Source organism: Lactobacillus kullabergensis, assembly GCF_000967195.1.
In the GTDB taxonomy this organism is placed as follows: Bacteria; Bacillota; Bacilli; order Lactobacillales; family Lactobacillaceae; genus Lactobacillus; species Lactobacillus kullabergensis.
In genome coordinates, this window is record NZ_KQ033871.1 from 620,982 (window position 1) to 645,352 (window position 24,371).

Genomic DNA, 24,371 nt, shown 5'->3' on the forward strand with positions numbered 1-24,371 from the left:
ATTATATAATTAGCCCAAAATGATATTATTGTACTAGACCAAAGGAGAAATATATGTGTGGAATTGTTGGGATTGTTGGAAAATCTGCTAGAGAAGTTGTTATAAACGGATTGTCTAAGCTTGAATATCGTGGTTATGATTCAGCTGGAATTTATCTAAATAATTTAGCTGGAAAGGAATTTTTAACTAAAACAGCCGGTCGTATTCAGGATTTAAAAAATAAAATGACACCTGATGAACAGGGATTAGTTGGAATTGGGCATACTCGTTGGGCTACTCATGGCAAACCAACTGAAAATAATGCTCATCCCCAATTTGATGAAACTGAGCGCTTTTATTTGGTTCACAATGGTGTAATTGAAAACTACCAGGAATTAAAAAAGCAGTACCTTGAAGATGTTTCTTTTAAGTCTGATACCGATACTGAAGTGATAGTTCAATTAATTAGTAAGTTTGCTCGTGAAAAAAACGAAGATGCTTTTACGGCTTTAAAGCAAGCATTGCAATTAATAAAAGGATCTTATGCCCTTTTATTGGTAGATAATCAAAATCCTGACCATATTTTTATTGCTAAAAATAAATCTCCTTTGATGCTTGGACTTGGTAATGACTTTAATGTTATTGCATCCGACGCACTATCTGTATTAGATCAAACTAAAACTTTTGTCGATTTACAAGATGGAGAAGTCGGAGATATTACTAAAGATGGTTATCAACTTGAAACAATTGAGGGACAAAAAGTTAATCATAAGCCATATGAATTAAAAATTGACGAAAATGCTGCTTCTAAAGGCACTTATGAGTTTTATATGCTTAAAGAAATCTGTGAACAACCTAGTGTTTTACGCCACCTGGATCAATATTATCTTGATCAAAATGGTGATCCTAAAGTAGATGCTAAAATTATCAATGCTTTATCAAAGGCAGACAGACTTTATATCTTTGCTGCCGGTACAAGTTACCATGCGGGTTTAGTTGGCAAACAACTTTTTGAAAAGTTGACTATGATTCCAACTGAAGTTGGATTTGCATCAGAAGCAGGATATCACTTTCCAATGATGTCAAAGCACCCATTCTTTATTTTCTTATCCCAATCCGGCGAAACTGCAGACTCACGAGTTGTGCTGCAACAAGCACTCAAAAGAAGCATACCTAGTTTAACTTTAACGAATGTTCCTAACTCTACTTTGGCGCGCGAAGCTAATTATGCCATGTCGCTTGAAGCAGGCCCCGAAATAGCTGTTGCCTCAACCAAGGCGTATACAGCTCAAGTTGCAGTTCAAGCTATTGTAGCTAAAGCTTTGGGCGAGAAATTAGGAAATAAAGACGCTACGGCGTTTGACTTAAAAGAGAATTTTGCTTTGGCTGCTGAAGGAATTGAACAAGTAATTTCCAGTCAGTCAAAAATTGAACAGCTTGCTCAGAAATATATTATACCAAGTCGCAATGCTTTTTATATCGGTAGGGGAATCGATTATCCAGTTGCTTTAGAGGCGGCCTTAAAGCTTAAAGAAGTTTCTTATATCCAAACTGAAGGTTTTGCGGCAGCTGAACTGAAACATGGGACAATTTCATTGATTGAAAAGGGTACACCTGTCATTGCATTGATTAATGATCCGATTACATCGGATCTTATGCGTGGCAATATTCAAGAGGTAATCGCGCGCGGAGCTAACGTTATCACAATAGTTCGTAAATCATTAGCTAAAGCAAATGATGATCTTGTTTTGCCAGAAGTAAATTATTATTTATCTCCTCTGGTTAGTGTAGTGGCAGCACAGCTTTTTGCTTATTTTGCAGCAAAAGATAAAGGTTTGGATGTGGACAAACCACGCAACTTAGCAAAGAGCGTAACGGTAGAATAATATTTTAAATCATTTTTTAACAATAATTTTTATTTAAAACAGAATAATTCTTGAAAAAGTCGTAAGTAATTACGACTTTTTGTATAATAAAGAAAATAGTGAAAATGTGCAGGAGGATATTATTTTGGCAATAAAGTTGATTGCGGTTGATCTAGATGGCACTTTGCTGACAACTACAAAGCAGATTTTACCGGAAACTGAACGGATTCTTAAGCAGGCAAATAGCCAGGGAATTAAAATTGTTTTGGCTTCAGGAAGACCTTTATCTGGTGTAAAGGAATTTAATAAGCAATTAGGTTTGGAGGGTAAAAAACAGTATGATATTGTTTTTAATGGTGCTGTAATTCAGGATCTGGCAGGAAACATATTAATGAATCAAGAAATGAATTATCGTGACTTTACTAATATGCGAAAACTGCAAAGATTGGCACATGTTAACCTTCACTTTGAAACCCCTGAGTGTTACTGGACTTGTGATCGTAATATAGGTGTTAATCTGGCGAGGAATGCGACCTTTACAAATAATGTGCTTAAAGTACGTAAAGCTGAAGAAATAACACAAGATTTTACTTTTAATAAAGTGGGTCTTAGCGTACTTGATGATGAGAGAGAAGTTGATAAATTGTGGAATAATATTCCTCAGTGGGCTTTTGCAAAATATGATATTGTTCGCAGTTTTTCAAGCATCATTGAAATTAATATTAAAGACGCTTCCAAGGGGAATGCTGTTTTGCAATTGGCAGAAAGATTAAAAATTAAGCCAAGCCAAATTATGGTAATTGGCGATCAAGGCAATGATATTTCCATGTTTACAAATCCTGACTTTATGAAAATTGCCATGGGTAATGCAATTGAAGAAATAAAAGATTATGCAAATTATGTGACAGAAGACAATGATCATGATGGAATTGCGAAAGCAATAAAAAAGTTCGTTCTGTAGTAAAATAAAGTTGAGTTGATTATTATGGTAGAAAAAAATAGAGAACATAATATTTCCGAAGCTGAGTGGGAAGTTATGAGAATAGTGTGGACTTTAGGAGAAATTCACACTGGAGAAGTGATTCAGCAGCTTCAGGCAAAAAAGAATTGGTCTGAATCTACAATCAAAACTTTAATGGGACGTTTGGTCAAAAAGGGTTTGTTAAAAACCCGTAAAGACGGTCACCGTTTTGTTTATTCTGCTACTGTTACTCAAATCGAAATGATGATTGAGGTCACAAAAGAAATGATGAGTCATATGTGTGATATGCATAAAGGTCAGGTAATGATAGCCATTCTTAAAGATATGCCTCTTGCTCAGGGTGACATTGCTAAAATAGAAAAAGAACTTGCTTATAAAAAAGAGAGTGCTCCCGAAATGGTTAATTGCAACTGTTTAGCTTCGGGTCAACATGACTGTTAGATTAAATAGTTAATATTCTTATGGGAGGTCAATTTGATGAAAAAATTTGCTAGTATTTTATTCCGCCTGATTTTTACTGCGACAGTTTGTATTTCTGGCTTTCTGCTACTGGAATCTCCAATAACTGTTAATGTGCAAAATGTTCGTGGCATGGCACAAACTGTAATTAAAAAAAGCGTAAATAATACTGGTGATTCAAGACTAAAAGGTACTCTAAAATTGGCTAAGGATTTTGGTGTTGAAGACAAAATTTTAGAACAGTTACCCAAAAAATATCATAATGATATGTCTTATGTTAGTCTATATAATCTCAGTGTTACTTATCAGGAAAACGGAGAAGTATCTGCTAAGAATTTATCTTTCCCGGAAAATAATGAAGTACAAAAAGCTGTAAGCAATCTGCTGCTAAATAAAATTAACAATGGTTTAAATGAAAACAAGGATAAAGTTAACCAAACTATTAGTATTTTTCATTATTGCCTCTTTGCAACAATATTAGTTTTTATTCTAGCTGCTTTGTTGATGCTATTTGGTAAATATTGGGCTTCAATTATTTTATTGGTTGCAGCCATAGGATCATTTGGAGCACTACAGTTTTTAGCAAATCAATTAGTTCAATGGCTTGAAAGTAACACTGCTCCGGGCATAACGTTAACCACTTCACCAATTTTATGGGTTGGACTTGCTCTCGGTTTTATAGCTGCGCTAATTTGGCCAGTTATACTGAAATTGACTAAAAAAGAAGATTAATTAAAAATATACATAGAAGTTAAAGCATCAACCGCAAAAATTTTGGTTAATGCTTTTTTTAATATTGCATTTAATTATTTTAAGTATAATTTTTCTTAAAAATATATGCTAGAATTGATACTGACAGTGTAAATGTAAGAATAAAGGAAAAATTAATGTATTACTTTTTAGATAGCAAGTTAGATGCAAATAGTTCAGGAATAGAACACGCAGAAGTTAAAAGACTAAAGTTGTTTAAACGTAACCATGTCAAAGCGAAAATAACAACGAATGAATTTAACCGTTTTGGTCATAGTAATTTGTCTCTTTATGGGTTGGATGATGATGACTATGTTAATATGTTTGATTTTTTTGCTGGAACCGTAAATTATGCCAGTCGTATTGTTACTCTGAAAGATTTACCCATTCCAGGCTTTAACCAGGTGAAAAAAATTACCAATGGCTATGAAGTATATGAAGACAATCGTAAAACTATGACCATTAATATGTTCCCTAATGGTAGCATCGATACCATTACATATTATAATGGCGATGTTAACCGTATCAAAGAGGAATTTTATGATACACGTGGTTTTAAGAGTCTGACCCAAATTTTTGATACTGCTGATGATCATTTAGTCTACGAATTATTTTTCCGTCCAGACAATACCATTTATTATGAAATTTCGTATGAGAAACGACCTAATTACTATCCAGCAACTAACATTCAGCTGACTGATACTCATGGAGTTGTTCATTCTTTAATGAATAGTGGTCAAGCATTCACCATTATGCTCGATGAATTGAATGAGCAGGATGGGGATGAAAAATCAACGTTTATTTCTGACCGCTCCAATATTACCAACGTACCAATGATTAATATGAAAACATCAGCTAGAAAAATCGAGCATTTTCACAACATTCATTTCAGAGATTACTGGGATCCTAGTTCACCGCTTACTTATAATTCAATTTCTAATAACGAATTACTGAGTAAAACGGATTTGGTAGTCACACCTAGTAAGCATCAGGCAGATGACATGCGTAAAAGATTAAGGACGCAAGTTCCGATAGTTTCAATACCAGTTGGAATAGTTCCTGATGAGCAGCTACAGGCAGAACATGTTCCAATGAGTGAACGTATTAAAGGAAAAATAATAATCATAGCCAGATTATTTCACGAAAAGCGTATCGATGATGCGATCAAAGCTTTTAATCAGGCTTACCAAAAAAATAATTCTTTAACTATGGATATTTATGGTTATGGCGATGGTAACGATAATTTTAAAGAAGAAAAAATGTTAAAGAAACTGGTGCAGGATCTTGGATTAGAAGATGTTATTCATTTTATGGGTTATACGCAAGATATGGATTCGGTGTATGACAATGCGCAACTTTCAGTTCTTTCTTCACGATATGAAGGAGCGCCGCTTTCAATAGTTGAAGCCCAATCACACGGTGTACCCGTAATCGCTTATGATATTAACTATGGTCCTGCAGATCTGATTGCTGATGGGCAAAGCGGCTTTGTTGTTCCTAGTGGTCACATTGATGAACTGGCAGCCAAAATTACAGAATTTTTTGCCAGTCCTAAATTACGCAGAAAATTGAATGAGGGAGCGTATGAAAATGCCAAACGCTCATCCAGTGAGAATGTTTGGCGCTACTGGCAGAAATATGTGATTGATACAGATAAATAAGTATTTTAAAAAAATTACTCACCTTGAATTTCAAGGTGAGTTTTTCTTTATTTTAAATTTATTGCATTTCAAAAAAATGTGAGTTACTATGGTTAATTAGTTAGCTTGCTAACTAAATTTTAGGAGGAATATGAATGCAAAGAAAATTAGATGCAAAATTAATTTGTTCAATTTTCGCAGCCGGATTAATGTCTTTTTCAGGTGTGCTAATTGAAACAGCAGGAAACGTTACTTTTCCCGTTTTGATGAATGATTTTCATGTTAATATGGCTACCGTACAGTGGATGACAACTGGTTATCTGTTAGTTGCTTCTATTATTATGCCATTATCTGCATATTTAAAAAGAAATTTTAGTTCAAGAAAACTTTTTGTGACAGCTGCTAGTTTATTTATTTGTGGTTTAGTAATTGATGCGGTAGCAAATCAATTTATTTTTTTGGTACTTGGTCGTGTCATCCAAGGAGCAGGAGCAGGAATAGCTATTCCATTAATGTTTAATATTATTTTGGAACGGACGCCATTAGATAAAATTGGATTGCTTATGGGAATAGGAACAATGATTACGGCGGTTGCTCCAGCTTTAGGTCCAACATTTGGCGGATTAGTCGTCAATACTTTAGGTTGGCGTTATATCTTTATTTTTATCATTCCTGTGATGATTATTTCTCTGCTAATGGGTATAGCTTCAATTAATGATGAATCCAAAAAAATTGCACATACGCAACTCGATACAGCAGGATTTCTGAGCATTGCTTTAACATTTATCGGTTTTATTTTTGCTTTTAGCAATTTGTCTACAATATTACAAAAACCATTGATTTCATTTTGCCTCTGGCAGTTGGTGTTATTTGTTTAATTATTTTTATCAAGCATTCATTAAATACTGCTACTCCGTTAATTAATATCCGAGTTTTTAAAAATACTAAATTTACTCAAGGCATAACAGCTTATTTTATTTTTCAAGTCAATACTTTAGGATTGTCGTTCATCTTGCCTAATTATGTTCAAATTGTTAATCATTCTACAGCAATGACTGCAGGACTTCTGCTTTTAACTGGTGGACTTGTTGGAGCCGTGCTCTCACCAATTAGTGGCAGACTGCTCGACAGTTACGGTCCCAGAAAGCCAATTATGACGGGTGCTGTTTTTGAAATAATCGGCGGCATTCTTTATTGTTTATTTGCTTCTTCACTATCATCTGGCAAAATTATTCTGTTCTATGCTATTACAATGATGGGTATAGGTCTGGTAATGGGGGACACAATGACTGCTTCCATTGGTCAACTAGATGAAAAAGAAAATACAGATGGCAATGGTCTGTTTAATATGGCGCAGCAATTTGCTGGAGCTGTCGGCACGGCAATTATTTCAGCTATTATGCAATTTGTAGAACAAATGAGTGGTCAAAGCTCCACTACTGGAAAATATATTGAAGCTGCTCAGGTAGGTTTTATTTTTATTCTGATTATTGTTCTTGTTGGTGTATACTTACTTTATCAAGCTACAAAATCGGTAAAAACAAAGGAATAGAGTAAGATTAATGAACAGATTAGGATTAGCCCTACAGCGTATACAAAATACTTTTAATCGTAATGTTGATTACTACGCTAGAAAAATTGGCTTAACCGGAACACAGATGCTAATTATTGAATATTTGGCTTCATTTGCCCAAAACAAATCCATTTATCAAAAGGATATTGAGCATGAATTTAACATTAGGAAGTCTACTGCTACTAATGTATTACGCTTAATGGAAGAAAAAGGTTTGATTACCAAAAAAGTTGATCAACATGATACACGATTAAAGGCAATAATCCTAACTGAGAAAGCTATCAAGCTGGGACCAAAAATAACTTATTATTTTGTTAATTCTGAGAATAGTTATGCTGAAATTTTAGGAGCCGATACGAAGAATGAATTAGTAAAAAATTTACAGAAGCTGAATGAAGCCATATCTGATAAATAGATCAAAAAAATAGTTATTGCATGAAAGCAATAACTATTTTTTTATTTACTTTATTTATCTCTCGTAATTAGGGGCTTTTTTAGTAATTTGGACATCGTGGGGATGAGATTCTCTTAAACCGGCATTAGTAATTTTTACAAATTGAGCATTTTCACGTAAATCAGCGATAGTGGCTGCACCTACATAGCCCATGCCTGAACGCAGCCCACCTATAATCTGGAAAATAATATCAGAAACATCACCTTTATATTCCACGCGTGCTTCAACACCTTCAGGAACCAATTTATTAGCTTCGTTGACGCCGCCTTGAAAGTATCTGTCAGAGGATCCATGGGCTTGAGCCATTGCTCCGACAGATCCCATACCACGATAGGTCTTATATTTTTGGCCATCGCTTTCAAACACTTCACCAGGTGCTTCTGTTGTACCTGACAACATACTTCCAAGCATGACGGCATTTCCACCAGCAGCCAGTGCCTTAACTATATCTCCTGAGTACTTCATTCCACCATCTGCAATTATTGGTTTGTGGTATTCTCTGGCAGCAGTAGCAGCATCATAAATTGCAGTAATTTGCGGAACTCCGACACCAGCAACGACACGGGTAGTACAAATGGAGCCAGGACCAATACCTACTTTAACAATGTCAACTCCAGAATCGAAAAGAGCTCTAGCAGCATCTCCAGTTGCAATGTTTCCGGCTATTAACGTAACATGAGGAAAATGATCCCTAATTTCTTTGATTTTACGCAAAACACCAGCTGAATGACCGTGAGCAGTATCAATGACAATTGCATCAGCACCTTTTTCAATAAGTGCTTCAGCACGTTCAAATGTATCACTTGTGACTCCAATAGCAGCAGCAACAAGCAGGTGATTGTTGTCATCGACAGCTGCTTTGGTAATGTTAGATGGAACAACAACATTTTTGACGTTTGCAACTTCGCCAGCTTGGGCAGTGATGGACATATTTTTATGGATTACGCCTAAACCACCTTGCAAAGCAATTGCTATTGCCATTGCGCCTTCAGTTACGGTATCCATTCCAGCACTAATAATAGGAATATTGAGTTTCAGATTAGGCGCTAATTGAGTATGAAGATCCACTTCATTTGGCAATACATGGCTTTCCGCTGGAATCAATAACACATCGTCAAACGTTAAGCCCTCTTTAACAAATTTTGTTGTCCAATTTGACATTTAATGCACTCTCCTTTTCAAAAAAATTAAAGTTAAATTGATTACACTTTACTAGTGATTTTAATCTTGGTCAAGATAAAATTATAGATCGTATTGTTAAAATTATAATATTACTACCGAAGTATTTCAATGTAAAAATCGAACAAAATCACAATATCAATAGATATTGTAAGTGATGAATAAAAATGTTATGATTTTTAATATTGATTTATAGCTATATAAAAACTTAAATGATCAAGAGGATAATTAGACTTATATTAAAATGTTCGTATTTATAATTATTTTGTTAAGGAGACAAAGATGATCCAAAAATTATCTCGTAAGTTTGTTGACGGATTGCCTAAGGCTGAACTGCATGTTCATATAGAGGGAACACTTGAAGCCGAAATGGAATTTGCCATTGCTAAGAGAAATCAGATTGATATTGGTGCTAAGACTCCAGCGGATATTGACAGGAATTATGGAGTAGGATTACCGGAATTTCTAAAGGCCTACTATAAAGGGATGCAGGTCTTGCGTACTAAACAAGATTTCTATGATTTGACTGCAGCTTTTTTGCGCAAAGAAGCTGACAGTAATGTTAAGCACCTTGAATTATTTTTTGATCCTCAAGCGCACACTAGTCGGGGAATCCCTTTTGCTACAGTAATTGAAGGCATTCATGAAGCGATTGTTGATGCAGCATCGTTAGACATTGATGTCCAGTTAATAATGTGCTTTTTAAGAGAATATTCACAAGAATCGGCAATGCAAACTTTAAAAGAAGCTGAACCATATCATAAAAAAGGTTGGATATTAGGTGTTGGTCTTGATTCAGATGAGCATCATAATCCACCGCTGAAGTTTATGCTGGTTTTTGCTAAGGCTCGAAACCAAGGTTATTATTTAACAATGCATTGTGATCTGCACCAAGTTGATACAGTTGATCATATCAAACAAGCTTTAGAAATTATTACGGTCGATCGTTTGGATCACGGCTTAAATATTGTTGAAAATGCGGATTTGATGACATTTTTAATAGACATAAAAATTGGTATTACAGCATGCCCCATGGCTTATTTTTACACCCGCAAAGTTATGGAACAAAAGGCCATTAATAAGCTTTTTAATAACGGTGCGCTGATTAGTTTTAATTCCGATGATCCGGCTTATAAGGGTAGTAATTATATTAATGATGTTTACTATAAATTTGCCCAAAAGTGCAATTGGAGTGAAAAAGAACTGGTCCGAATAGCACAAAATTCATTTAAAACCTCTTGGATCAGTCAGCAGGAAAAAGAAAGCTATCTTGCACAAATAGATGAATACATCTTAAGTAAAAAGTGATATTTTCTAGATAGAAAATATATTTTGTGCCAAAAATTAAATTATATTTAAAAACTGTTAAAAATGTGGTAGAATTTATCTAATTGTTGCTGATTTAAAATCTATAAGTAATAAGGTTAAACCAATGACAGTTTCTAAATGTATGATGATAGGTGTTCAAAACTTAAAGCAATTTTGTAAAAAGGATTGTCCTTTTGAAAATTGCTTTTTTGTGCTGGCTAGATAACTAAATGAGGTCAAAAATGAACGAAAATGCGATTGAAGTTCATAATCTTTCTAAGGATTATTTTATTAGCAGCAGGGGTGAAAACTGGCGCGCAGTTGTTAAAAATATTTTTAAGCCTGAAAAGACGGCAGTGCAAGCAGTAAAAGCGCTCAATTTTACTATCAAGAACGGTGAAAAAGTTGGCTTTATTGGCAAAAATGGGGCAGGTAAGACCACGACCATTAAGATGCTGACTGGAACCTTGTTTCCATCAGCTGGAACTTGCAGGGTAAATGGCTATGATCCTACAAAAAGGATAAATGATTTCAAAAAGTCAATCTCAGTCGTTATGGGAAATAGATCGCAACTTTTTCCTGATTTAACCCCTAGAGATTATTTGAAATTATTGCAGTCAATGTACGATATACCGGAAGAAATTTTTCAAAAAACGGTCAATGACCTGGCTCAGATACTAAATGTAACTTCAAAATTAGATGTACAAACCCGCAAATTATCACTGGGAGAACGAATGAAAGTAGAATTTCTGGCCGGTGTAGCAACTAGACCAAAAATACTCTTTTTAGATGAACCAACTATTGGTTTGGACGTTTTGGCAAAAAGGGATATACGCAAGTTTTTGTTAAGGCTGAACAAGGAAGAAAAATTGACTGTCTTTCTTACCTCTCATGATATGGAAGATATTGCCACTATCTGTGATCACCTGATCATTGTAAATAGCGGTCAGATAATGTGGGATGGACCAAAAACAGATTTATTAGAGAGGTTTAATCAGAATAAATATATTACTTTTATTAAATCGGAGAACTTCAACGAAAGTAAACTGGGCACCAAGATTATTGATCAGGATGATTTGTCCGTGACAATTAAAGTTCCTGTAGAAAAGGTAGATGACCAGATCGCTCAGTTGGCACGGGATAATCAAGGCTCTGACTATCAAATAAATGACCTGAAGCTTGAAGATATTATCTTAGAGCTATTTGCTGAGGAGAAAGAAAAATGATAAAAACCTATTTTTCAGTAAGCAAGATCTCATTGAAGTCTATATTAGCCAATAAGAGCAGTGTCATAATTTTGCTTTTGCAGGCACTTGTACCAAGTTTAGTGATGTTTTATTTATGGTCTTTAATATTGAATCATGGTCAAACTATTGGTGGTTTTAGCAAAAATCAAATGGTAATTTATTATATTGGGGTTAATTTTATTAATTCTTTTGTATGGTATGCAGTTGACTGGGAATTGAATGATGATATCCATTCAGGAGAATTGTCTAATATCATCCATAGACCAATTACAATTGAAAAATATTATTTTGCTAAAATGCTGGGCGATAGACTGGCAAATTTAATTTTGCTTGCTCCGATTTTAATTATTGGATTTGTCTATATAGTTGCGCGTAATTTAATTCATGTTTCTTTACTCGTGCTTCTTGAATTTGCATTTAGTTTAATTATGGCAGCCATATTATGGTTTCTTTTTTCTTATATTATTGGTAGTGTAGCGTACTGGTTTGACAATCTTTTCTTTGTTTTACTGGTAAAAGAAGTTGTAGTCAATCTGCTGGCAGGTTTTTACTTTCCTTTAGAAATTTTGCCGCCTTTTTTGGTAAAAATAATTAAACTACTGCCATTTCAATATTTCAGCTCTTTTCCAATTGATACGCTTGTTAAAGCATTACCATTAAATATATGGCTTAAAAACACAATCATTGAAATTGTATGGATGATAGTTTTTTATTTAATAGTAAAAATAGTTAATAAAGAAGGGCTTCAGAGATACTCTGATGTAATGGGTTGATTATGAAAAGTAAACTTAAAGTAGTCAAATCGTTAATTAAAATTGCCTTATTGCAAACTATTAGTTTCAGGTTAGACACATTGTTTGGGATAATCTCTTCTATATTGTGGTTAGGCATTCCTATAGCTTTTTTTAAGGTAATTTATTTAAATGTTGATACTATCGGTGGTTGGACCTACAAAGAATGTCTGTTGTTGGTTGGCGTTTATACTATGCTTGACGGCTTCTTAATGGCTTTCTTGGTCAAATCAATGCCTAAAATGGAAAAAGACATTAGAGAAGGAACCTTAGATTCAATTTTATTAAAACCAATTAACGCTAAGGTATATTACTTTTTTAGTGCAATTGAATTTACACAATTGATTAATTCGATACTGGGAGTATTTGTAATTATTTATGCATGTCAGGGTATAAGTATTAATATAGATCAGGTGTTGTTCTTTTTTCTTTCTTGCGTTTTTGGCTGCATTTTATACTATTCTCTTTGGTATTTATGGACAATTTCGGCATTTTGGTTCCCCACAAATTTTGGCAGAAATGATTTGTTTTTAAGTATGATACAAATGAGTCGCTACCCTGCAAGTATTTATCGGGGACTGGGTAATATTATTTTTAATTTCATCCTGCCTTTTGGATTAATTGCTTGTCCTGCTACAATTATTTTAATAAGGCCACGGCAATGGCAAATAATGTTATTGCAACTTTTGATAGCTTCACTATTCCTTTTTTTAGACCATTGGGTATGGAATTTAGGCTTGAAGAAATATAATGGAGCAGGTAGATAAAAAGAATTATGAATTTGAATTAAATACTTGCATAGCTATAGAGGCTTTTCTAAAATAATCCTGTTAGTTTTATTTAGAATATAGGAAATGGGATAGACTTTGAAAGACGAACTTCTTACAATTAGTTTAGATGATACAGTAGTAAAAGCAGTTAAAGCTAACCTGGAAAATTATGGACTTTCTGTGGCAAAATATCTGCAGTTAATGCTGTTTTTGGCCGCAGATAATAAGGCCGAACTTAAGCAAATAATGGTGGACAAAAATGATCTGACTCAATGGTTAAAGCGATTAGATGCAGATTAATAGGGGGGGAAAACTTACTGAAAAATCAGTAAGTTTTTTTGAGCATTTATGTTTGCATTTGTAGATATATAATTTATACTAAACTTAGTTTACAAATGTAGACATTAATAATAGGCTTCAAATGGGAGGAATTATCATGAATAAAATTATTATCTTAGGTTTAGGTCTTGCACTAATAGCTTTTATTGCATGGTGGTTCTTTGGTAGCCATCACGTAGAAGAGGAGAAAGCCACTATGAAGTCAAACAAACAGAGTGTTGATATTGAAGTTAAAGGTGGTTATTCACCAGAAAGAGTTGTTCTTAAAAGGGGTGTACCCGCTACTTTAAACTTTAAGAGAACAGACTCATCCAATTGTTTAGATCATGTTGTATTTTCAGATTTTGGCATAAATCAGAAATTACCTGAAGGCAAAGTAGAAAGGGTTAAAATTGATACTTCAAAACCAGGTGAATATCAATGGGAATGTAGTATGAACATGTTTCATGGTAAGGTAATTGTCAAATAGCTAAGGAAAAACAATGAAAATTACAACACGTTTTTGGACGTCGCTAATATTATCACTGCCAATGCTTCTGGAAATGATTATTCATCCTTTTACTGGATGGATGTTGCCAGGTGGCGAATGGACAATGCTTATTTTTACAACAATAATTATGTTAATTTCAGCAGGTCCATTTATTACTAGTGCCTGGTCTGCCTTTAAAAAGCACCATTCAAATATGGATACTCTTGTGGCTTTAGGAACATCGATAACTTATATTTACAGTATTTATGCGATGTTTACTAAAAGACCTGTTTTCTTTGAAAGTGCTGCTTTTGTTATTACTTTCGTCTTATTAGGGCAGGTTTTAGAAGAAAAAATGCGGGCAACTGCTTCTGACGCTATGGGGAAATTGCTTAATTTAGGTGCAAAAAATGCCTTAGTAAAGCGCGATGATCAATTTGTCAGTATTCCTATCACTGAAGTTGTGAAGGGCGACTACATACAAGTAATGCCTGGGCAAAAAGTACCAGTTGATGGCAAAATTGTTTCTGGCAATTCAAGCATTGATGAATCTATGGTAACTGGCGAAAGTATGCCGGTTAAAAAAGTGGCAGGCGATCAGGTAATAGGAGCAACAATCAATCAAACGGGATCATTTGTGATGCAAGCCCAAAAAGTTGGTAATGAAACGATGCTGGCGCAAATTATTGAGATTGTTAAAAAGGCACAGAACAGTCATGCACCGATTCAAAAATTAACTGATAAGGTTGCAAATATTTTTGTTCCCACAGTTTTGATTATTGCAATTGTAACATTTTTAGTTTGGTATATTTTCCTTGGTAAAAGCATAGCAACTGCATTAGTTTTTGCCGTTGCGGTTATGGTTATTGCCTGTCCTTGTGCTTTAGGGCTGGCAACACCCACTGCATTAATGGTTGGAACTGGTCGTGGTGCCAAAATGGGAATCCTAATTAAAAATGGAGAAATTTTAGAGGCTGCAAACAGCATTGATACTATAGTTTTTGATAAAACGGGAACGATTACCAAAGGTCAACCACAAGTAACAGATATTGTGGGAGATAAAGAAAAAGTTCTACAATATGCTGCCAGTTTAGAGAAATTATCTGAGCATCCTCTCGCTCCAGCTGTATTAGCTGCGGCTAAAAAGGAAAAGTTGCAGTTAAAAACGGTAGAAAATTTTACTGTAATTGAGGGATGGGGTGTCACTGGTAAAATTTCTGGTACAAATGTTGCTGTCGGAAGTCCCAAAAAACAAAAAGAAATTAAAATTGCTCCAGATTTAGAAGAGCAAATAGTGGCATTGCAAAATGAGGCAAAAACAGTAGTGTCTGTTGTTCAAGATAATCAAGTGCTGGGTCTAATTGCAATTCAGGATGCTCCTAAAGTGAATGCCAAAAATGCAATAAACGACTTACATCGTTTAGGCTTGAAAACTGTCATGTTAACTGGAGATAATCAACAAGTAGCCCACGCTATTGCAGAACAGGTGGATATCGATCAGGTAATTGCTGAGGTTTTGCCGGTTGATAAAGCAGCAGTTATTAAAAAATTGCAAGAGAAGCACCATGTCGCCTTTGTTGGTGATGGGATCAACGATGCGCCAGCGCTAACCCAAGCAGATGTTGGAATTGCCATGGGTTCGGGTACGGATGTTGCCATCGATGCAGGCGGTATCGTGCTTATCAAAAATGACCTGGAAGATGTTGTCCGCGCTTTGAAACTTAGTCGCAAGACTTTTAATAGGATAAAGCTAAATCTGTTTTGGGCTTTCATTTATAATGTACTGGGTATTCCAGTTGCCGCTGGCGTTTTTGCGGGTGTGGGTCTCACACTTAGTCCAGAAATAGCAGGATTAGCAATGGCCTTTAGTTCATTATCGGTTGTAATCAGTTCAGTTTTATTAGGAAAAACAAAAATATAGATATAAAAAATAGCAGTCGCAAATCTTGCGACTGCTATTTTACTGTGTAAGCTTTAATAATGGTGTTTACCTTTAGCCAGAACTGGCTTGATTTGGCTAATATAAGCCAAAATTCCAATAATGAACCAAATAAATGTAATTAATGCACTGTACATTAAGTTGGCGCTACCAGTTTTGATGTAAGTAACAGGTTCTGCAAAAGGGGATAATAAAGCAATTGCTTTTAACCATTCAGGATAAGCTGAAATTACAACTAGTACTCCTGATACTAATTGGGCTAAACTGCTAAAAATATTCTCCAAAAAGTAGGGATCATTCATTTGCCATGAGATGGCCCAAGATACAAAACCTAAAACGCAGCCATAAATACATAAAAGCGGTAGCATGAGTAAAGCTCGTTCAATAATGACTATGGGAGCACCGACTAAGTACAATAGAAATAGGTTAATTAATGCTAAAATGCAACCTATAATAATGGCAACAATGCATTTAGAAAGCCAATACATGATACTGAAAGGTCTTTTGGCAATTAATTCAAAGTCAATTTTTAAATCTGCATCATTAATCACAGCAGAACAAAATGTTTCAAGAGCAAGTACCGCAGCATCTATTGCAATTGAACTGATCGCAACATCCCAGTTAAATTGATTAGAATACTGCATATTGATTAATACTAACAGGGCCAGATTTATCATTGGTGTGATAAAGAAATAAGTTAGTTTTGTACGCCAATTATTGAGAAAAGAAAGGCCAGAGAATTGTGTAGCAAACATTAGATAATTTTCAGAGCTCCTTTCTTTCTGACAAGATCGTTAATTTTTCTCACTATAATCACAATTAACAAAAGCCAAAGAAGTAAACTGCAAAAATAAGCATTCCAGTTGAGACTTTTATTATGGGACAAAGAAGCAATTGGTCCAGTTATAGGAATAAACCACTGAGAAAACAAGGTTAAGGGATTCAAAATGGTCTCATTGCCAAATAATCCTGCTAATAACAAAATAGGGGTGCCAATTAAGCCTTCATAAACCATTGCATTAGGTGAAAGAGTAAGAAATGAAGAAATTAAAATTCCCATTACTGAGCATCCGATCCACAGTAGAAAAATTAGCAAAATCTGGTACAGAGAAATTTTACCAGTAGCTACTCCTAAAATTTTTGCAAGAATATAAGCAATAGGAAATGAAAATAAACCATAACTCGAAGCAGGTAAAAGTAAAGTAATTAAAGAAGCACGCTCGTCATATTGACTGTTTAACAAATATGGCAGCGTTCCTTTGTAACGTTCAAAACCGATGCAACCGGCAACAGTTGTACAAGAAGTCCACATGCCAAAAATACCACTTTGCAGCCACAATTGTGGGTTATTCAAGCTGTGAGAAGCATAGGCCATAATATATTGCATCAAAAAAATGGAAACAGTACTGGTGATTGTTAACCAGACAAAGTACTGATCAGAAAGATAATCTTTTACATGAAAGAGGAAAAGACGAATAAAACGCATATCTAATTCCTCCTTAATTTAGGCGCTATTGCCAAATAAGCTTCTTCTAAATTTTTGGGTTTTTGATTAATTTCTTTTGCGGCCAAACCCAAAACAGCAGAAACGGTGCCAGTGAAAAAAACTTTTCCTGCACCCAGAATAACTACATTTTTAGCTAGCTTTTCAACTTCTGACATTGTGTGACTTGTTAATAAAATACTAATGCCGGAATCTGCTAATTTTTTAATAGTCTTCTGAACGCTTTGCGCTATTTCAACATCTAAACCACTAGTAGGTTCATCTAAAAGTAATAAACTGGGACTATTTAACAAGGAACGGGCGATATGCAGTCTCTGCGTCATTCCTTTAGAAAATTTCCCTACCTTTTTATTTGCGACATTATCCAGCTCAACAATAGACAGAACTCGCTGTATTTCTTTTTTTTGCTTACGAAAGGGTACTTTGGCCAGATCCGCAAAAAATTGTAAATTTTGCTTTGCTGTGGCGTTACGGTAAAACCCTAGATCTCCACCAAAAGAAACGCCTATGTTGGGTCTTTTACGAGCAGTAGTAATATCCTGTCCGTTTAAAATTACTTGACCAGAAGTAGGGAGCAAATAGCCACCTATAATTGAGACAGTGGTAGTTTTCCCCGCACCATTAGGTCCTAATAGAGCTAATATTTCTCCTTGATCAATTGTAAAAGAAACATCGTCTAAAGCTTGAAACTTTTGGTTTTTATCTTTATATGTTTCTATTAAATGTTTAACTTGTAAAATATTATTCAATTTTATCTCCAAAATTAATTTGTTGGAACTTCATCAATTAAAAAGGAAGGATGATCAAGTTCTTTATACACGTTAATTTGAAGATCTTGTTGTGAGCATTAAATCTAATGAATAAAGTATAACATATTTTTATTTAGTTTTTAATTTTTGCAGAAATAAATAGAACTGCTTTTGTTAGAGCAGTTCCATTTATTTAATCAACTGATTTTAAAGCTTCAAGCATATCAAGGTCTTTCAATTTTTTGTTAACAATAAATCCAAGCACTATTGTAATGATACCGATAACTCCTAACGGCCACAGAAAACTTGAGACAGATAATGCCGGATTAAACATGACATTGTCAGGTGGCACCACGTAAAGAATATAGCGGTAAAGCAAATCTCCTGTTAGATAGCCGACTAAAATGCCAATACCTGTTAAAAGAATAGTTTCGCGATAAATATACATCGTGACTTCATTATCGTAGAAACCTAAAACTTTGATGGTTGAGAGTTCGCGAATTCTTTCAGCAATATTGATATTAGTCAAATTATATTGAATAACAATTGCTAGAAGTCCGGCAACTACTATCAAAACGACCATAATCAAGTTCAGAGACTTTACTACCACGTCCAGCTCTTGACTAATTGCAGTGTTTTGCACTACTCCTGCTACACCATTGAGAGCCATAAACTGCGCAGCGATTTTTCTCGTGTTTTTGCGAGTGGAATTTTTTAAGTTAACAAGGTATGCATTTGACGTGAAGCGTTTGTTAAAAATTTTCTGATATTGCGTTTTGTTCATGAAGATGAAATGTCCCATGTACATTTCAGTGATGCCAGTTACCTTCATTTTCCTAGATTTATTATTCTTATCCGTTAGAGATATATAGTCACCTTTGTTCACTTTGAGCAATGTTGACAATCTTTCTGAAATAATAACCCCGTTGTTTGATAAGTGCAATGTCTGCTTGGTTTTACGATTATTTAAATGAACATAGTTCTTCAGTACCTTGCTAGAAGAAGGAGCAATTAAGGTAATATCTTGTGTATCACCAGTTTTACCAGCAGTTTTAGACACTGACTCATAGTAAATTGGTGTTTCTGACTTAATACTGTCTTCTTTTAATTTGCTATTTAAAGCTTTGTGCTGATTGCTTGAAATACCAGGCTTCTGAGCGACGATCATGTTGTAGTGAATGAGATCATTAAATTGCCTGTTATTCATATTAGTAATCGAATTTTTTACAGCAAAGCCGGCAAAGAGCATAGTAGCGGCACCACAAACACCAAAAATAGTCATCTGCATGCGCTTTTTATAACGAAAAATATTACGGGCAGTAACTTTATGAGTAAAGCTGAGATGATTCCAAATAAAAGGTATTCTTTCCAGTAAGATTTTAGAACCTGCTGCAGGAGGCTTAGGTAGTAGTAATGCGGCCGGTTTTTCCCTAAATTCATTTTTAGCGGTCAAATAAGCGGGCAAAACGGAACTGATCCAAGATAGTATTAGAGCAATCAGACTGATTTGCCAGTGAAAGTGTAATTCAATTGGCGGTATCGTGATAGATTTGTAATAGGCATGATAAACAATTTGCGGCATCAAAGTGTGTCCCAAATAAATGCCCAAAATAGTTCCGATTGTACCTGAAATAAAGCCATAAGCGATGAATTTATTAATTATGACCTGATCATTATAGCCTAAGGCTTTCATTGTACCGGAATTGATTCTTTCTTCATCAATAAAGCGGTTCATTGTAGTAAAGGTAACTAGAGCCGCAACGAAGTATAGAAAAATCGGGAATACTTTAGCTAAATCTTCCACTACTTGCGCAACTGTTGTGTAAACTAAATTACCTTCACCGCCTGGTAGCTCGCGCCGATTGTATACGCTATAGCTTGGCAGAGCCAATTTCCGCAATTGCTTTTTAGCTTTTCTAATTTCTTCTTTGCCACTTTTAATTTTATTATTGGCTCTCGCAGATTTACGAGCAAAGATCTTTTTTTCTTGTTTTAATTTTTGCTCGCCTGCAGCAATTTCTTGCTGAGCCTGCTCTAGTTGTGATCTTGCAGCTTGTGGTAAATTAGCTCCAGCAGTTTCAGCCTGAGATATTTGCGCATTTAATTTACTTTTTTGGAAGATTAGTTGTTTTTCTGCGGAACTAATTTGCTCACTTGCAGTCTCTAATTTCTGCTCTGCTTGTTGAATTTTCTTTTCTTGAGGTGCAATTTTTTTGTTAGCAGCAGATAATATTCTTTTTTGCCTTTGACGTGCGGTGTTTTTCAGAGTATCTTGTAAAACTTTTTTATGGTGCTTAACTCTACTTGTATAGACTTTGCCGTAAGAGTCGAGGCCACGCAAGTCTTTATATCTTAGGTTGGCCACTGTATAAACCGTGTGATTAAAAGCATTAGGGCTGACTACTGCATAACCTTTAAGTTCTCCAGTACCACTGTTGCTTTGCCCTAAGTTTACATTTGATAAAATTTGACTGGACCGAACGAAACCTGTAATTTTGAAGGTTTTTCGTTTTAGCAGAGTGCTTCCTAAAATATTCTTCTTTTCTGTAAAACTGATATTTTGGCCAATTTTATATTTATGTGAATAATGGTCTGCCAAAGCAATTTCATTTGTTTTTACCGGCAAACGACCTTTACGCAATTCATATTTTCCTACTGATTTTGGTTTTGAAAAAATACGAAAACTTTCCCGGCTATTTTTAATAACCGTATCTGTCATGTAGCCAAATTCAACGGACTGCAAACCTTTAGTTTGTTTGATTTTTTTTCTATCTTTTTGGTCTAAACCATAATTACAGATAACAGTCAGGTCAGCTGTATTTAGTTTTTGCGCATAGTGATTGCCGGTATCACGCATATCAGGCCCTGTTACCATTAAACCAACTAAGGCAAATGCACCAATCATCATTAATCCCATGATGGAAATAAATTGTCCCTTAGTATGTTTAATTGATCGCCAAAAATCTTTCAGAATAACTTTATTCATGATTAGCCTTTTCTACCATTTAACACTGGCAACATCTGCTGGATTCGTGTTCTCTTCAATTTGAGTAACTTTGCCGTCATGAAAGTGAATCACACGGTTTGCTAGGGGGGCTAAAGCACTGTTATGAGTAACTATGACTACTGTAGTGCCATTGTCACGACTCATATTGATAATGGTTTGCAAAACACTTTTTCCAGTTTGATAATCAAGTGCACCAGTTGGTTCATCACAAAGCAAAATTTTAGGGTTTTTGGCAATTGCCCGAGCAATTGCCACTCTTTGTTGTTCACCCCCTGAAAGTTCTGCAGGAAAATTATTAATGCGGTTTTTAAGACCAACATCTATCAAGGTTTTAACAGGATCAAGTGCATCTGGAACTATTTCCGATGCCAATTCTACGTTTTCTCTTGCTGTTAGGTTTTGAATTAAATTATAAAATTGAAAAACAAAACCAATGTCAGTGCGGCGATAGCCAGTTAATTGTCTTTTATTGTATTTGGCAATATTTTTGCCATCAATAATAACATCCCCGGAACTATTAGTATCCATTCCGCCCAAAATATTTAAAATCGTGGATTTACCTGCTCCTGATGCACCTAAAATAATAGCCAATTCACCTTTTTCCACGGTAAAACTGACATCATTATTGGCTAATATTTCAGTATCTCCAGTTTGATAGCGTTTGTAGTTGTGTCTTACGTCAATATAACTCATGAAAATCTGTCCTTATTGATTTTAAAATAACTGATATAAACTTATTTTAATCTAGAAAACTTTCTAATACTTGTAAAACGCCCATGTCATTATTTGATGGTGCTTCATATTTTGCAATCTTTTTAAGTTTTTCATGACCGTTTTTCATCGCATAACTGTACCCAGCCAATTCAATCATTTCACGGTCATTCATGCCATCTCCAAACGCTATGAGTTCTTCTGGCTTAACATTAAAATACCTCAAAAAATATTTAATGCCTTGCCCTTTATTAACATTGTTGGGCATAACGTCAATATTATCGAAACCACTGGTAGTACAGTGAATATGTTCAGGGTTTGTTTGATTGAACTTTTTTTCTAGTTCGCCAGCGAGCTTGGAAGAACAGTTTAGAGTTAGCTTTGTTAAACTATCGCTTGTAGGGATATCAACTAATTTGGCAATCTCGACTACATTGGGGTAAAAGAAATGCATCATATTTTTGAATTGAGTCGGGGCTTTTTTGTTAATATAAGAATGATCTAATCCACTAGCAGCAATATGTACTTGTGGATAATTATTTTCAATAAAACTGATCAGTTTAATACCCGTTTTATAGGTAAAAACGTGACGAACAATTATTTTATTGTCTTGAGTGAGAATTGAACCATTATCAGCTACAATATCAATTCTGTCCAAGAAATCAAAGAAATCTTGGCGCAAACGTGATAATGGTCTGCCACTGGAAACAATAAAATGAACGTGGTGTTGCCTCAATTTAGTTAAAACTTTTTCAAAGCGTTGATGATCATATTGTTTGTCATCATTTTCAAAAGTACCGTCCATGTCTACTGCTACAGCTTTAAAGGGAATATGTGTCATTTTAATCTCCTTAATATAAGTTCTCAGGTATATTATATAGTAATTATTGTCAGGTTTAACTCCAGATATTCATTAATTTAAAAGCAAAATAAAAGCAAAAGCAGAAATGTTATTAGCAACATTCCTGCTTTTATCTATATTTATTTAGTTGTAATGGGTTTTCTTTTGCCAACTAGCCAGCAGATTAAAATTGCGAATACTGTTTCGATAAGAATCAAAAAGATATTTATACCAATTTTTACCTGACCAAAATTAATGACCGCATTATTAAATAAAGCATTTTTTTCGCCTAAATAAAGGTCAAAGATAATTGAACCAATGATTAAGATGAACATAGTGATCCACTGTTTGCGGTTAAATGCAATGCCATACTCTTCTTCACGATGTCTGATGCTTGGTAATATCACACCTAAGCCAATTAAAACAATAATGGCAATTATGTTGATGATTAGTTCATACCACCAATAACCGCTGAATTTTTTAATATCTTGTGGTGCAATGCCTAAAATAGTAGCTGCAGCAGTAACTATTAATAAAAATAGTCCTGCAAGATATCCTAATTTATCGTTTTTAATAAAGACATAGTCTGAAGTAAACTTTTTAGAATTTTTCCTAATTTGCATGAATGAGAAAAATATCCAGCAAGTTACTCCTGGTGAGATGATGCCATTTAAGTTCAATAGCCAATTAAAAATGTCGTTCATGTCTGGTAAAAAGATACCTAAGAGCATGATAAATGCTGATAAAGAAACGGTTAATACGTAGCCATTGATAGGAAGGCCGTTTTTATCTTTTTTCTGTAAAAATTTAGGCATGTACTTATCACCAGTATCGGAAATAAGCATTCTGGTCATGGCGTCAAGCAGCACTGCTAATAAAGCAGCGTTGTAGAAAACAGAAGTCCAAGCCCATACATAAAGCAAAGTTTTGCCCCAACCGTATTGATGCCCAACCATATCAAAGACATAGTATGCACCATTCATTTTTAAATCGTTTGGAATATGATAACTGTTGAAATATATTCCCAGAGCAAATGAACCGAAAACTGTTAAAAAAATAGTCATTAAGGCAAGTGCGATCATGGCTTTAGGAAAGTCAGACTTAGGCTTTTTCATTTTGGTTACATAAGGAGCAACAAGTTCACAGCCATTTAAGGCATAAATGAGCATTGCGATAGTTGTCCAATAATGCATGTCAAACTTGGGAATTAATGTCCGCCAGGTAAATGGCTGTGTAGCCATATGACCACCTGATTTTGCCAGTCCTAGAAATGCCAGGAAAACAAACATCAGGGTCATAATAAGCATGAGTCCACCACCAATAGTGGATAAGACTTCCATTGAGTGAGAAAAATAATGTTCAACAATAATGAAAATAATAAACATGGCAAATGTCATTAAAGCAAATTTTGTGTTAGAGATTTGACTTTGAAACTTTTCCGAACCTGTCAGTGCCCAGCCAATGTCAACGATAATTTCATTAGCAGAATCAACAGCATAGGGAATAGAAGCAGCCCAATAAGTCCAGGCAGTAAAATATCCCAGAAATTCGCCATTAGTCCCACGAACCCAAGATGATAAGCCTCCACCTTCATGATTGAAAACGGATCCCAGTTGTCCAACCATTAAAGAATAAGGAATAACATAGAATAAACACATGATAATCCAGGAAGTAACAACTGGCATTCCTTGATTTTGGAAGTTGTACATTATATCGTCTAACCCAATAACGGTGCAAAAAGCCATTAAGGTTAAAACGGGCCAAGAAATATATTTTTTGTTTGAATTTATTTCTTCCACTAAAGTTCTCTCCTTT

23 protein-coding genes are annotated in these 24,371 nt (G+C 34.8%); 15 read left to right on the forward strand and 8 right to left on the reverse strand.

Features of this window, described 5'->3' with window-relative positions:
• The first annotated feature begins 53 nt into the window (after positions 1-53).
• The 8 genes from glmS (at position 54) to JF76_RS03595 (ending at position 7,663) form a co-directional block, all read left to right on the forward strand.
• Positions 54-1,865 (forward strand): glutamine--fructose-6-phosphate transaminase (isomerizing), encoded by a 1,812-nt coding sequence (gene glmS, locus JF76_RS03565; RefSeq protein ID WP_045927840.1) that lies wholly within the window; start codon positions 54-56, stop codon positions 1,863-1,865.
• A 124-nt stretch (positions 1,866-1,989) separates the two neighbouring features.
• Complete coding sequence (locus JF76_RS03570) at positions 1,990-2,805, forward strand: Cof-type HAD-IIB family hydrolase (RefSeq protein WP_045927841.1); 816 nt, start codon at positions 1,990-1,992, stop codon at positions 2,803-2,805.
• A gap of 24 nt (positions 2,806-2,829) precedes the next feature.
• Complete coding sequence (locus JF76_RS03575) at positions 2,830-3,267, forward strand: CopY/TcrY family copper transport repressor (RefSeq protein ID WP_045927842.1); 438 nt, start codon at positions 2,830-2,832, stop codon at positions 3,265-3,267.
• Between the two features lie 36 nt (positions 3,268-3,303).
• Positions 3,304-4,017 carry a hypothetical protein gene (locus JF76_RS03580; RefSeq protein WP_045927843.1) on the forward strand — a complete coding sequence of 238 codons (714 nt, stop codon included), beginning with the start codon at positions 3,304-3,306 and terminating at the stop codon, positions 4,015-4,017.
• 155 nt (positions 4,018-4,172) lie between these two features.
• Positions 4,173-5,696: a glycosyltransferase gene (locus tag JF76_RS03585; protein WP_045927844.1), complete on the forward strand. Its 1,524-nt coding sequence runs from the start codon at positions 4,173-4,175 to the stop codon at positions 5,694-5,696.
• 134 nt (positions 5,697-5,830) lie between these two features.
• Positions 5,831-6,553, forward strand: coding sequence for an MFS transporter (locus JF76_RS10395; RefSeq protein ID WP_244267923.1), 723 nt, complete (start codon positions 5,831-5,833; stop codon positions 6,551-6,553).
• Entirely contained in the window at positions 6,523-7,227 is a 705-nt protein-coding gene (locus tag JF76_RS10400; RefSeq protein ID WP_244267924.1) for an MFS transporter, read from the forward strand. The genes JF76_RS10395 and JF76_RS10400 overlap by 31 nt, the downstream gene beginning before the upstream one ends.
• Positions 7,228-7,237: 10 nt before the next feature.
• Positions 7,238-7,663, forward strand: coding sequence for a MarR family winged helix-turn-helix transcriptional regulator (locus JF76_RS03595; RefSeq protein ID WP_045927845.1), 426 nt, complete (start codon positions 7,238-7,240; stop codon positions 7,661-7,663).
• A gap of 54 nt (positions 7,664-7,717) precedes the next feature.
• On the opposite strand, the gene guaB is transcribed toward JF76_RS03595, so the two are convergent.
• Positions 7,718-8,863 (reverse strand): IMP dehydrogenase, encoded by a 1,146-nt coding sequence (guaB, locus tag JF76_RS03600; protein WP_045927846.1) that lies wholly within the window; start codon positions 8,861-8,863, stop codon positions 7,718-7,720.
• Positions 8,864-9,163: 300 nt separating this feature from the next.
• On the opposite strand from guaB, the gene add reads away from it, so the two are divergent.
• The 7 genes from add (at position 9,164) to JF76_RS03635 (ending at position 15,726) form a co-directional block, all read left to right on the forward strand.
• Positions 9,164-10,189 (forward strand): adenosine deaminase, encoded by a 1,026-nt coding sequence (add, locus tag JF76_RS03605; RefSeq protein ID WP_045927847.1) that lies wholly within the window; start codon positions 9,164-9,166, stop codon positions 10,187-10,189.
• Between the two features lie 242 nt (positions 10,190-10,431).
• Positions 10,432-11,415 (forward strand): ABC transporter ATP-binding protein, encoded by a 984-nt coding sequence (locus JF76_RS03610; RefSeq protein ID WP_045927848.1) that lies wholly within the window; start codon positions 10,432-10,434, stop codon positions 11,413-11,415.
• Entirely contained in the window at positions 11,412-12,209 is a 798-nt protein-coding gene (locus JF76_RS03615) for an ABC transporter permease (protein ID WP_122052205.1), read from the forward strand. The genes JF76_RS03610 and JF76_RS03615 overlap by 4 nt, the downstream gene beginning before the upstream one ends.
• A 2-nt stretch (positions 12,210-12,211) precedes the next feature.
• Positions 12,212-12,994, forward strand: a complete 783-nt coding sequence (locus tag JF76_RS03620; protein ID WP_045927849.1) for an ABC transporter permease — start codon at positions 12,212-12,214, stop codon at positions 12,992-12,994.
• A gap of 99 nt (positions 12,995-13,093) precedes the next feature.
• A complete protein-coding gene (locus JF76_RS03625; RefSeq protein ID WP_045927850.1) occupies positions 13,094-13,297 on the forward strand; it encodes a hypothetical protein in 204 nt (67 codons plus the stop codon).
• Between the two features lie 136 nt (positions 13,298-13,433).
• The gene (locus JF76_RS03630) at positions 13,434-13,805 is read left to right on the forward strand and encodes a cupredoxin domain-containing protein (protein WP_084600327.1); all 372 of its coding nucleotides are present in this window, start codon (positions 13,434-13,436) and stop codon (positions 13,803-13,805) included.
• A gap of 13 nt (positions 13,806-13,818) precedes the next feature.
• On the forward strand, positions 13,819-15,726 hold the full coding sequence (locus JF76_RS03635) for a copper-translocating P-type ATPase (protein WP_045927851.1): 1,908 nt from the start codon (positions 13,819-13,821) through the stop codon (positions 15,724-15,726).
• Positions 15,727-15,779: 53 nt separating this feature from the next.
• On the opposite strand, the gene JF76_RS03640 is transcribed toward JF76_RS03635, so the two are convergent.
• From JF76_RS03640 to JF76_RS03670, 7 genes are all read right to left on the reverse strand, one after another.
• The gene (locus tag JF76_RS03640) at positions 15,780-16,499 is read right to left on the reverse strand and encodes a hypothetical protein (protein WP_045927852.1); all 720 of its coding nucleotides are present in this window, start codon (positions 16,497-16,499) and stop codon (positions 15,780-15,782) included.
• A complete protein-coding gene (locus JF76_RS03645; protein WP_045927853.1) occupies positions 16,499-17,230 on the reverse strand; it encodes a hypothetical protein in 732 nt (243 codons plus the stop codon). Before JF76_RS03645 ends, JF76_RS03640 begins: the two co-directional genes overlap by 1 nt.
• A 2-nt stretch (positions 17,231-17,232) precedes the next feature.
• Positions 17,233-17,997, reverse strand: coding sequence for an ABC transporter ATP-binding protein (locus JF76_RS03650; RefSeq protein ID WP_045927854.1), 765 nt, complete (start codon positions 17,995-17,997; stop codon positions 17,233-17,235).
• Positions 17,998-18,190: 193 nt separating this feature from the next.
• Positions 18,191-20,983 carry an FtsX-like permease family protein gene (locus JF76_RS03655; RefSeq protein WP_045927855.1) on the reverse strand — a complete coding sequence of 931 codons (2,793 nt, stop codon included), beginning with the start codon at positions 20,981-20,983 and terminating at the stop codon, positions 18,191-18,193.
• A 12-nt stretch (positions 20,984-20,995) separates the two neighbouring features.
• Positions 20,996-21,697 carry an ABC transporter ATP-binding protein gene (locus tag JF76_RS03660; protein ID WP_045927856.1) on the reverse strand — a complete coding sequence of 234 codons (702 nt, stop codon included), beginning with the start codon at positions 21,695-21,697 and terminating at the stop codon, positions 20,996-20,998.
• 46 nt (positions 21,698-21,743) lie between these two features.
• Entirely contained in the window at positions 21,744-22,556 is an 813-nt protein-coding gene (locus JF76_RS03665) for a Cof-type HAD-IIB family hydrolase (RefSeq protein ID WP_045927857.1), read from the reverse strand.
• A gap of 140 nt (positions 22,557-22,696) precedes the next feature.
• On the reverse strand, positions 22,697-24,301 hold the full coding sequence (locus JF76_RS03670; protein ID WP_379854354.1) for an APC family permease: 1,605 nt from the start codon (positions 24,299-24,301) through the stop codon (positions 22,697-22,699).
• Between the last annotated feature and the right edge of the window lie 70 nt (positions 24,302-24,371).